The following is a 10,137-nucleotide window of genomic DNA, read 5'->3' as shown; positions in this document are numbered from 1 at the left end:
CGCCGATGCCGCCATCGAACTCAACGGCCGCCCACGCAAAACGCTCGGCTGGGAAACCCCAGCCGAGCGTTTCGCTGCTTTACTTCAGACCTAACCCCGTGTTGCGACGATCCCTAGAAACCGCCGAAGCGGGGGCCCATGTCGACGAAGCCTCGGCCCTGCACGCCGGGCTCCGCCGTCGGCGTCACGCCTTGTTCGCGAGAGCGAAGCGGACGGATCCGTCCTGGCCCTGCTCGGCGTCGAGGATGCGATCGTCGAGCGCAGGTACGGCCTCCGCTTCGACGAACAAGCGGGCGCCGTGGGAGTCGATGACGGCATCCGTCGCCTGCGGTGCGGGGGCGACGCTGATCTCGAAACCTCGCTCGGGGCCGGTGTTGCGGATGCGGACTCCACCGTCATCAGGAACGTCGGGGATGCCGGCGACGATCGCCTTGACGGCCTCTGCAGCGGTGTCGGTCATTGTGAGCATGGTGCTCTCCTTCCGTTGGGCGTGCATCGGAACGGGCCACGATTCCGAGATCCGCGCCGGATCGCAACCGTGTCGCGCGTGTCGGGTGCCATTCACACCGGATGCCAAGGTTCATCTGCCGGTGCGAGCGCGGCAGTGGGCGCCGCCGATGAGCGGATCGAGCGATGCCACGTGGACCGCGCGCCGGACATCCACAGGCGCTCTCGCGAAAGACTCCTGGAGTGAAGGACGGGTTGCGGATGCTCCCGGAATGAAGGACGGGTTGCGGATGCTCCCGGAATGAAGGACTCGAGATCACGAGTGGTTCGCGGGCGCGGAGCGGTGTCCTTGGTCGCGGGAGTCTCAGGGTGGTGTCCTTCGCTCCGGGAGCATCCGTGCAGTGTCCTTCGTTCCGGGAGTGTCCGTGCGGTGTCCTTCGTTCCAGGAGTCTCCCGAATGTCCGGCCCGCGTGCCACGCTCGAGCCATGAGCAACGCGCAGCGCTTCCTCGACGGCTATCTCGAGGCCTGGACGACGAACGATCCCGACAGCATCCGTGCCCTCTTCGCGCCCGACGCGACCTACCGCGGTGCCCCGCGCCACCTGCCCCCCTTCGAGGGGGTCGACGCGATCGTCGCGCACTGGCTCGAGGAGCAGGACGCTCCCGGCACGTGGACGTACGAGGGCGGTGTCGCGCAGGAATCCGGCAACGCTGCGCTCATCCACGGAGTGACGTCGTATTCCGACGGTCCGAAATCGGGCGTCTACGACAACACGTGGCTCGTGCGGTTCGACGACGACGGTCGCGCGACGGAGTTCCAGGACTGGTGGTTCGAGCGCAGGGGGTGACTCCGTCGCACCAGTGGGCGACGCAGGAGTCGGCGTCGCCTGCGACGGTACCGCTTCAGCCCTGCTTCAGCCTCGACCCGCCAGACTGGACGCATGCGGGTGCTGGTGGTCGACGACGAAGTGCGCTTGGCCGACGGCATCCGTCGCGGACTCGAAGCCGAAGGCTTCGCCGTGGACGTCGCGCACAACGGCGTCGACGGGCTGTGGCGGGCGCGCGAGACGCCGTACGACGCGATCGTACTCGACCTCATGATGCCGGGGCTCAGCGGCTGGAAGGTCGTCGAGGCGCTGCGCGCCGAAGAGAACTGGACCCCCGTGCTCATGCTCACGGCCAAGGACGGCGAGTGGGATCAGGTCGAGGCGTTCGAGACGGGCGCCGACGACTTCGTGACGAAGCCGTTCTCGTTCGCGGTGCTGGTCGCCCGGCTGCGCGCGCTCATCCGGCGCGGCAAGGTCGAGCGGCCGACCGTGCTCGAGGCGGGCGACCTGCGGGTCGATCCGGGTGCCCGTCGCGCGTGGCGCGGGGACACGCAGATCGCCCTGACGTCTCGCGAGTTCTCGGTGCTCGAGCATCTGATGCGCCATCGCGGCGATGTCGTCGCCAAGCGCGACCTCATCGCGGGGGTGTGGGACGACGACTTCGACGGCGATCCGAACATCGTCGAGGTGTACGTCGGGCACCTGCGGCGCAAGGTCGACAAGCCGTTCGGGCGCAACGCGATCGAGACCGTGCGCGGCGCGGGGTACCGATTGGCGGGCGACGGTGGCTGAGCGGCGGGGGCGCTCGTTGCGATCCCGCATCACGCTCAGCGCGACCCTGATCGTCGCGCTCGCTCTGGTGCTCGGGGCCGTCGGCTTCTACGTCGTGCTGCGATCGAGCGTTCTCGGGTCGGCGACGGCTTCCGCCGAGGCCCGGGCCGAAGAGATCGCCGACCGCATCGACGGCGGGGGCACCGGCATCCTGTCGTCCCTCGACGACGTCGCCGCCTGGGTCGTCTCAGGTGACGCGCTCGTCGCCGTCACCGACGAGGTCGAGGGCGAGGTGCTGCCGACGACCGAGGGGCTCGTGACGATCGACGGCGAGCCGTTCGTCGTCGCGTCCGAGGGGCTCGACGGTGACGGCACCCTGTTCGTCGGCACATCGGTCGAGGACGACCTCGCGACCCTCGGCACCGTGACCGTGCTGCTGGCCGTCGCGGTGCCGCTTCTTCTCGTGCTCGTGGCCGTGACGACGTGGTTCGTCGTGGGCAGGGCGCTGCGGCCCGTCGCGCGCATCCGGCAGGAGGCTGAGGGCATCACCGCCGAGCGCCTGCACCGCCGGGTGCCGGTGCCGGACTCGGCGGACGAGATCGCTGCGCTCGCCGTCACGATGAACGGGATGCTCGACCGCCTCGATGTCGCCGCACAGGCGCAGCGGAGGTTCGTGTCGGATGCCTCGCACGAGCTGCGTTCCCCCCTCGCGACGATCCGGCAGCACGCCGAGCTCGCGGGTGCGCACCCTGAGGCGACGTCGACCGCCGAGCTCGCCGAGGTCGTGCGCGACGAGGGCCTGCGGCTGCAGGGCATCATCGATGCGCTCCTGCTGCTCGCGCGGCTCGACGAACATGCGGCGACGTCGTCGGAGCCGGTCGATCTCGACGATCTGGCGCTCGCCGAGGTGTCGCGCCTGCGGGCCGCCGGCCACGACGTGGACGGCTCGGGCATCCACGCCGGTCGCGTACAGGGCGACGCGCGCCTGCTCGGGCAGCTCGTGCGCAACCTCGCCGACAACGCTGCGCGGCACGCTCGTTCTCGCATCGCGATCGGAGTCGCGGTGGCAGACGGGCGCGTGTTCCTCACGGTCGAGGACGACGGTGCGGGCATTCCGGCGGCCGAGCGGGAGCGCGTGTTCGAGCGTTTCGTACGCCTCGACGAGGCGAGGGCGAGGGATGCCGGGGGCAGCGGCCTCGGGCTGTCGATCGTGCGCGGAATCGCCGATTCTTCGGGCGCGTGGGTCGTCGTCGACGACTCGCGCTGGGGCGGCGCGCGATTCGCGGTCGCGTTCCCCGCGGCATCCTGAATCGTTCTTCAGGGAGCTTCAGGCTGGCTTCAGTGCCCGGTCGCGAGCATGGAGTCATGACTGACACGCAGAAGCCCCGTTCCCGCAAGCGCACCATCCTGATCTCGGCCGGCGCCGCCGGCGCGGCTCTCGTCCTGATCGGCGGAGGCGTCGCCATCGGCGCTGCGCTCGCCGACGATCGCGACGATGACTTCTCGCCCGTTGCGGGCGTTGCGACCGCGTCCACGTCCCCGTCGTCTGTCGCGACGCAGAGCCCGACTCTCAGCGCCGGATCGGCCTTCGGAGCCACCACGACCGACGAGCTGATGGCCGTCATCGACGCCGCGCGCGCGGTTGCGGCCGGAGAGGCGGTGTCGGTGGATGCCGAGCGCGACGGCGGCTGGGAAGTGAAGCTGCGCAGCGACACCGGTGCGGAGACCGAGGTGCGGGTCTCGGCCGACGGCACGGCCGTCGTGTTCGAGACCGAGCAGGACGACGACCGCCCACCGAGCGCCGTGCTCGATCGCGCGACCGTCGACGCCGTCGTTCGCGCGGCGCTGGGGGAGGCCGACGGCCGGATCACCGACCTCGACGCTGACTCTTCGTCCTACGACGTGACCGTCGTGACGGCCGATGGTCGCACGATCGACATCGACCTCGCGGGTGACTTCACCGTGCTCCGCGCGGACGTCGACGACTGATCGCTGTTGTGTCTGGATGGGCCGCGCCGGTGCGGGGGACCGCTACCGGTGCGGCGCGGCGACTCCTACGATCGGGGCATGGACCCCGCCATCCAGTCGATGATCGACAACCTGCCCACCAACACCGGCAAGTCCCTCGACGAGTGGTTCGTCGTGCTCGACGCTGCCGGCCTCGAGAAGCACGGCGAGATGATGTCGCTCCTCAAGTCCGAACACGGCGTGACGCACGGGTATGCGAACGGCATCGTGCTGCAGTACCGCGCGCGGGGCACGTCGTCGTCGGACGACGATCTGGTGGAGGCGCAGTACTCCGGGGCCAAGTCTGCGTTGAGGCCGATCTACGAGGCGTTGCGGTCGTTCGCGGTGGGCCTCGGCCCGGATGTCGAGGTGGCTCCGAAGAAGGCGAGCGTCTCGCTGCGCCGCTCGAAGCAGTTCGCTCTGGTCGAGCCCGCGAGCGCGAAGCGCGTGCAGTTGGGGTTGAATCTGCGCGGGGTGGAGCCGGTCGGACGGTTGGAGGCGTACTCGGGCATGTGCACGCACCGGGTGTCGCTGACGTCGGTCGACGAGGTCGACGATGAGGTGCGGGGGTGGCTCGCTCAGGCGTATGCGCTCGCGTGAGTAGATGCTTGCTTGCCCGTGCCGCTCGTGCGGTGCCGGGGCGATCGCACCGTCTCATCCCTCGGTACTTCGATGCCGAGCACGGCTCCACGTCCGTCGATCGGTCGCTGGCCGGGGCGGCCGATGAGGGATAGCCGCCCTCGGCTTCATCTGACGCCCGCGCAGATCTGGTGAATCAGAACCCCCGTGGATTGGAGCGATTCTGAAGGTAGCCCCGCTGGCTGCACAAGTCTTGCCACGATTCCTCATCCACCTGGCGGAAGTTGCGCCCGCGAACGCGGCAGATCTGGCTCCATCCATCTCGGCTGATCAGATCCTCCGACGGAATCGACCCGTTGTTGATCGCACGCACGACCTGCGCGTCGCTCCAGTTCGTGATGCTCACGTGCCTCCCCCTTGTGTTCGACCGGCCACCGCAGTGCGGTCAGTGGCAATGATCCAGATCACCGATCGCCGAATCGACCCGTTGCAAGGTCCGAGGTCGGCATCTCGGACTTACGATGCTCGTCGTGACTACCCCTCGTCAAGGTTGTCGTGCGGTGCACCGACGTCGGCGCGCACTCGTATCGATCTTGCCCCCTCGAAGCGCGCCCGGGAATCCTCGGCAGCGATGTCGGAGGTTCGTCGCATACTGATCTACTCGCTGCTCGGCGGGTATCCGCACGTGAACAGGAGTTCCGCATGACCGACCCGAACTACACCGCCCTGCTGATCATCCTCGATCGGTCGGGCTCGATGACCGCCATCCGCGATGACATGGTCGGTGGCATCGAGCAGATGATCGCCACGCAAGCGGCGGAGGACGGGATGCTGACGATCGACATCGTCACGTTCGATACTCAGATCGAGCTCACCCACCATTTCGCCGACCCGGAGTCGGTGCAGGTCGAGCTCGTGCCGCGCGGAGGCACCGCGCTGTACGACGCGATCGGGTGGGCGTTCAATGGCTTCGGCCAGGCCCTCGCCGAACTTCCCGAGCACGCACGGCCGGGAACCGTGCTCGTGACGATCGTCACCGACGGTGAAGAGAACAGCTCGAAGGAGTACAGCGCAGCCACGGTGACGCAGTTGATCGAGCACCAGCGGTCCGCGTTCGATTGGGATGTCTCGTTCCTCGGCGCCAACCAGGATGCGATCGCCGAAGCCCGCAAGATCGGCATTCGTGCGGAAGATGCGCTCGACTACGACCTCGGCTCCGTCGCGGGGACGATGACCGCCCACAGCGAGAAGCTGAGTCGTCGCCGGCGGGGCGACCTGACGGGATACACCGACGCGGAGCGAGGGAGCGCCCGGGGCGACGAGAGGCCGTAGCGCGCAGCGGCGCGAGGTGCGGCGGATACACTGGATGCCGCCAGCCTCTGTAGCTCAATGGAAGAGCAGTTCCGTCCTAAGGAAACGGTTGGGGGTTCGAGTCCCTCCAGGGGCACCGAAGTTTTCCGGCTTGATCAGGGCTTTCCCTACACGTTTGGTGTGCGGATCTCGCCCGGTTGTCGTGCTCGCGATCTACCCCGCCGCCATGTAAGTTCGGCAGTATGACAGTGGCGCCGGCGGTGGATCAGATGGTGACCGCGCTCATCCCATCCTTGTCTCGGAGCCTGGCCGATCAATTCAACGTCTTCCGCGTGATGCATCACGGCACGCACGAGAAGCAGCTGTCGAATGTGTTCGCCTGGCTTCTCAGGCCCGACGCGACCCATCGTCTGGGGAGCACCTTCCAAGAGATCCTCGTCGCTCGCGTAAATGGCGGACTGCCTGCAGGGAGCGATCAGTTTCCCGCATTCGGGTATCGCGTTATCCAGGAAGTCAACACGTCGGGTTCCGGCGAGATCGGTGGGGACATCGCCGACATCATGCTGACGTGCGAGACGGCCAGCATCGTCATCGAGAACTTCGAATCATCCGACGGGCACGGTCACGATTACGGGCGCTATCTCGCGCACGGTGCGGAAGGTGGCAAGCAGAGCGTCGTCGTGCTGCTGTGTGCTCGTCGCGAAGCGCATCGGCAGATCGGTGGGTGGCAGGATGCCGTGGTCATGACGTATGCCGAGCTGATCTCAGCGTTGGAATCCAGGGTCGCCCAAGACTCGAAGTGGCGACGCGAAAACCCTGATCAGTACTTCTTCATCAACCAACTCGTCGAGCATTTCGTGGAAGGCGCAAGGGCTGTGAGCATCGAGGACCGGATCTCCTTCATCAACACCATGTGCGAAACCGGCGAGTCAGCGCGTTACGGATACCGTCAGCAAGCGGCAGCGGCCGAGGAGTTCGCCGCCCTCATCGCGCAACACGCGACGCGACAGTTCGAAGAAGGGCGCTCGACGCTTGCGAGCGTGAAGAGGACCTTGAAGCGCTATGCCGAGCGAACGTTGGTCAGGCAGCTCGCCGCGCTCCTGACGTCTGGGCCGATCACATCGGTGGAGATGAACTTTCGCGGGCAGTGGGAGTGGTGCGTGACTCTTCGTCGCGACCAGCACCCGACGATCTTTCTCGAGTTCGGACCAACAGCGGTGGTCGAGAACGGTCGGGTTCCTCAACCCCTGACCGCCCCCGACTACACGAAGGTGTTCGTGACCCGTAAAGTTGCGGGCGACGGGATCGATTTCATCCTGCAGACAGACGTCGGCCTTCAGGAAGTGCTCGAAGGCCTTTCGGACGACGACACTCGCCTCCGTGATGCGGTGCTAGCGGCCGCCGGGGCGGGTTAGTAGCGCATCGCAACTTGGCTCGCGAGGCCGATCACCGGCCGGTGGCGTACGAGATCCACCGACGGGCTGACCGATTCCTCTATAGTCCGTGCGTTTTGCGCCAGAACCATGATCGCGGCAGCGGATCATACGATGAGCCACTATGCAACAGCTCGCGGACCAGAGGGTAATCATCCTTCGGTGAAACATCTAGGACGTGACGGTAGTGGTCGCCGCCTGCCTGGGAGAGTATCGCTGCGCGCCAGAACTTCCAGGTGCTGTCGGTGACCCGACCGATCCGTCGACAGTCGATCTCGTCTTCGCACAGCTGCAGGTATCCCTTGATTACGACGATGTCGGCCCGGCGAGGACCGCCCGACGATACCCAACGGAACGACCGCCGATCCATCAGCTCCCAGTACCTCGCGATGTATAGCGACTCGAACTCTCGATGCATCTGCCGGCTGTGGAACAGCAACTGCCATGCAGCCACGATCACGGCGACCAACGTCGCGACTTGGAGGATAAGACTCCAGATGTCGATGCCCACGAGGTTGATCGTGATCAGAGCTGACCGAGAAGATGATTGGCGATCGCCCGACCGAGCGGAATCGGCACAGCGTTCCCGATCTGTCGTGCGACGGCCGTTTTTGAGCCGACGAACCGATGAGTATCGGGGAATCCTTGCAGCACGGCGGCCTCGTAGTGCGTGATCGCCCGATGCTCTGTCGGGTGAAGGTAACGCCCCTTCTCAGGCTTGAAGAACTCTGTGCGGATCGTGACCGATGGCCTATCCCAGTGAAGCCTTCCCATCACATCCCCGGAGCCACTCGTGTGCCCGATCCAGCACGGCGCTTTCAAGCGATCAGGGAGATCGAACCGATTACCGCCCTCGGGAATCTCCGGAAAGCGGAGCTTCGAGATCTCCGCATAGTCGCGGCCGACATGCAGCTCGAACGGGCGGAAGACGCCGGGAAGTCGAACGCCGAAGAACTCTTTGGTTCTGCCGTCGAGCTGCGTCTCAGTAACCACAGGCGGGATGTGCTTGAACGCTTGACGGACAGTTCGGTGCCTCCCGATGTGCGTCGGCTCCGGCATCCCGACCGCCGGGAGATCGCGGTGGCGGCCGATCAAGATCGCGCGCTTACGTGCCTGAAACGCGCCGTAATCCGCAGCATTGAGGATGTCCCACTCGAACGTGTAATCGCGCATCATTCCGTCCGGCTGCGTCGACTCGGTGAAGTCTTGGAACTGCTGCGAGTTCGCGAACGCTGCGACGTTCTCCACGACGAAGTACTTCGGCTGTGCACGCAGAATGGTCGCCGCGTACTCCTGCCACAGGTAGTTGCGCTTGTCGGCCGTGTCGCGCTTGCCGAGCATCGAGAAGCCCTGGCACGGCGGACCGCCGACGATGACGTCGACATTCGGCACGTCCTCGTCTCTGAGCCAGCCTTCGATGCCACCTTGGTAGACGACGTCCTTACCGAAGGTCGGTCCGAAAGTCGCGCTGAAGGTCGCCGCGGCAGCGATGTCGAGCTCCACCGCTCGCTCGACATGGAAACGGTCCGATGCCTCATGAAATCCCGCGGTTAAACCGCCCGCGCCGGCGAAGAGATCGAGGACGGAGATCGTCTGCGTCACGCGATCAGAGTCAGGGGTCGAATCGACCTCGACGGGGAGCTGCAGAGTCATCCTGATCAATCTACTGTTGAGGCGAAGGGATCAAGCCATGGCCGCCGGCGAGTCCACGACGCCACGTCGTCGCACCGAATCGTGGGCGAGCACGCCGGGAAGCCGCGCCTCCATGCGATCGAATCGCGGACGGGATACGTCTCCCGAGCTCGCGATCCGTCGTCGACTGCACGCGTCCGGCCTTCGCTACCGGGTATCGGTGCGACCGGTCGCCACGCTACGTCGCACCGCCGACATCGTCTTCACCCGGACCAAGGTCGCTGTTTTCATCGATGGGTGCTTCTGGCACGGTTGCCCCGAGCATTATCAAGCGCCTGTTCGGAACGCTGAGTTCTGGCTCGCGAAGCGCCTGCGCAATCAGGCGCGGGATGTCGATACTGACGCCATCCTCAAGGAGGAGGGCTGGCGCTCGGTACGCGTCTGGGAGCACCAGATCAACGAGGCGCCCGACGCGGTGGTAGCCGAGATCGTCGCCATCTTGCGCGAGATCTGATCAGCGCCGGAATGGCCGGTGAGCCTCGAACTCGATCTCGAAGCCGAACCGCCCGAGGCGGTTCAGGAGCGACAGCAGCTCCACCGGCATCTTCGTCAGGTACGCCTGGCGAGCTCGGATTTCGGTCGGTCGATAGTCCTGGAACGGGTAGTACTTGAAGCCGCGGTGTCGCTCCTTGAGCTCATCTTCGAGCCGCACCACCTCGGAGTGGATCGACTCGACCTGCTCACGGGTGATCGGTCGAGGAAGCGACGTGTAGTCCCTCAAAGGCACGACCCAGTGCGGGCGGCGGTCCGCCGTGGCTGCATCGAGATCGGGACGCGTTCGAGGCACCCACACATGGGACTCCACAACGGGCGCGGATGCCGCGCGTGACCATCCGACGATGCCCGTAGCCCCGGCGGGCGTCGTGAACCAGTGCAAGATGACGTCGCCGGGCTGCACCATTCGCACGAGGTCCCAGTGCCAGATCGGTCGCTCATCCGCCGTCGTGATCGGCGCCCGCAGGTCGATGCCGGGTGCCTTGGCGCCCGCGATCTCCATCCAGAACCGCTGTCCTGGTTGGCCCTGCCACCAGAACTGCGGCCTCAGGTCGGCGTCATCCTCGATCATGAA

General features: G+C 66.2%; 13 protein-coding genes and 1 tRNA gene. 9 read left to right on the top strand and 5 right to left on the bottom strand.

Features of this window, described 5'->3' with window-relative positions; all coding sequences use genetic code 11:
- Positions 1-184: 184 nt before the first annotated feature.
- Entirely contained in the window at positions 185-469 is a 285-nt protein-coding gene (locus MA876_RS16105) for a Fe-S cluster assembly protein HesB (protein ID WP_248151845.1), read from the bottom strand.
- A gap of 464 nt (positions 470-933) precedes the next feature.
- On the opposite strand from MA876_RS16105, the gene MA876_RS16100 reads away from it, so the two are divergent.
- From MA876_RS16100 to MA876_RS16080, 5 genes are all read left to right on the top strand, one after another.
- Positions 934-1,296, top strand: a complete 363-nt coding sequence (locus MA876_RS16100; RefSeq protein WP_248151843.1) for a nuclear transport factor 2 family protein — start codon at positions 934-936, stop codon at positions 1,294-1,296.
- Between the two features lie 93 nt (positions 1,297-1,389).
- On the top strand, positions 1,390-2,067 hold the full coding sequence (locus tag MA876_RS16095) for a response regulator transcription factor (RefSeq protein WP_248151840.1): 678 nt from the start codon (positions 1,390-1,392) through the stop codon (positions 2,065-2,067).
- A 16-nt stretch (positions 2,068-2,083) separates the two neighbouring features.
- Complete coding sequence (locus tag MA876_RS16090; RefSeq protein ID WP_248151836.1) at positions 2,084-3,355, top strand: sensor histidine kinase; 1,272 nt, start codon at positions 2,084-2,086, stop codon at positions 3,353-3,355.
- Between the two features lie 56 nt (positions 3,356-3,411).
- Positions 3,412-4,035, top strand: a complete 624-nt coding sequence (locus MA876_RS16085; protein ID WP_248151828.1) for a DUF3244 domain-containing protein — start codon at positions 3,412-3,414, stop codon at positions 4,033-4,035.
- A gap of 78 nt (positions 4,036-4,113) precedes the next feature.
- Positions 4,114-4,653: a DUF4287 domain-containing protein gene (locus tag MA876_RS16080; protein ID WP_248151825.1), complete on the top strand. Its 540-nt coding sequence runs from the start codon at positions 4,114-4,116 to the stop codon at positions 4,651-4,653.
- A 175-nt stretch (positions 4,654-4,828) separates the two neighbouring features.
- Here MA876_RS16080 and MA876_RS16075 read toward each other — a convergent pair whose 3' ends face one another.
- A complete protein-coding gene (locus tag MA876_RS16075; RefSeq protein WP_248151822.1) occupies positions 4,829-5,038 on the bottom strand; it encodes a hypothetical protein in 210 nt (69 codons plus the stop codon).
- Between the two features lie 296 nt (positions 5,039-5,334).
- Between MA876_RS16075 and MA876_RS16070 the strand changes: the two genes are divergently transcribed.
- The 3 genes from MA876_RS16070 to MA876_RS16060 all read left to right on the top strand — a co-directional run bounded on the left by MA876_RS16070 (position 5,335) and on the right by MA876_RS16060 (position 7,358).
- Positions 5,335-5,964: a vWA domain-containing protein gene (locus tag MA876_RS16070; protein WP_248151819.1), complete on the top strand. Its 630-nt coding sequence runs from the start codon at positions 5,335-5,337 to the stop codon at positions 5,962-5,964.
- Between the two features lie 43 nt (positions 5,965-6,007).
- Positions 6,008-6,079: transfer RNA gene (locus tag MA876_RS16065), tRNA-Arg, on the top strand.
- Positions 6,080-6,185: 106 nt separating this feature from the next.
- Positions 6,186-7,358: a PDDEXK-like family protein gene (locus MA876_RS16060; RefSeq protein WP_248151816.1), complete on the top strand. Its 1,173-nt coding sequence runs from the start codon at positions 6,186-6,188 to the stop codon at positions 7,356-7,358.
- A 79-nt stretch (positions 7,359-7,437) separates the two neighbouring features.
- Here the strand turns inward: MA876_RS16060 and MA876_RS16055 are convergent, their stop codons facing one another.
- The gene (locus tag MA876_RS16055) at positions 7,438-7,887 is read right to left on the bottom strand and encodes a hypothetical protein (RefSeq protein WP_248151813.1); all 450 of its coding nucleotides are present in this window, start codon (positions 7,885-7,887) and stop codon (positions 7,438-7,440) included.
- A gap of 14 nt (positions 7,888-7,901) precedes the next feature.
- Positions 7,902-9,029 carry a DNA cytosine methyltransferase gene (locus MA876_RS16050; protein WP_248151810.1) on the bottom strand — a complete coding sequence of 376 codons (1,128 nt, stop codon included), beginning with the start codon at positions 9,027-9,029 and terminating at the stop codon, positions 7,902-7,904.
- A 37-nt stretch (positions 9,030-9,066) separates the two neighbouring features.
- On the opposite strand from MA876_RS16050, the gene MA876_RS16045 reads away from it, so the two are divergent.
- Positions 9,067-9,522, top strand: a complete 456-nt coding sequence (locus MA876_RS16045; protein ID WP_248151806.1) for a very short patch repair endonuclease — start codon at positions 9,067-9,069, stop codon at positions 9,520-9,522.
- On the opposite strand, the gene MA876_RS16040 is transcribed toward MA876_RS16045, so the two are convergent.
- Positions 9,523-10,134 carry a hypothetical protein gene (locus MA876_RS16040; protein ID WP_248151803.1) on the bottom strand — a complete coding sequence of 204 codons (612 nt, stop codon included), beginning with the start codon at positions 10,132-10,134 and terminating at the stop codon, positions 9,523-9,525.
- Positions 10,135-10,137 lie beyond the last annotated feature (3 nt).

It is taken from the genome of Microbacterium aoyamense (assembly GCF_023155855.1).
In the GTDB taxonomy this organism is placed as follows: Bacteria; Actinomycetota; Actinomycetes; order Actinomycetales; family Microbacteriaceae; genus Microbacterium; species Microbacterium aoyamense.
Note: the sequence above shows the minus strand (reverse complement) of the source record. Positions and strands in the feature narration are given on the sequence as shown.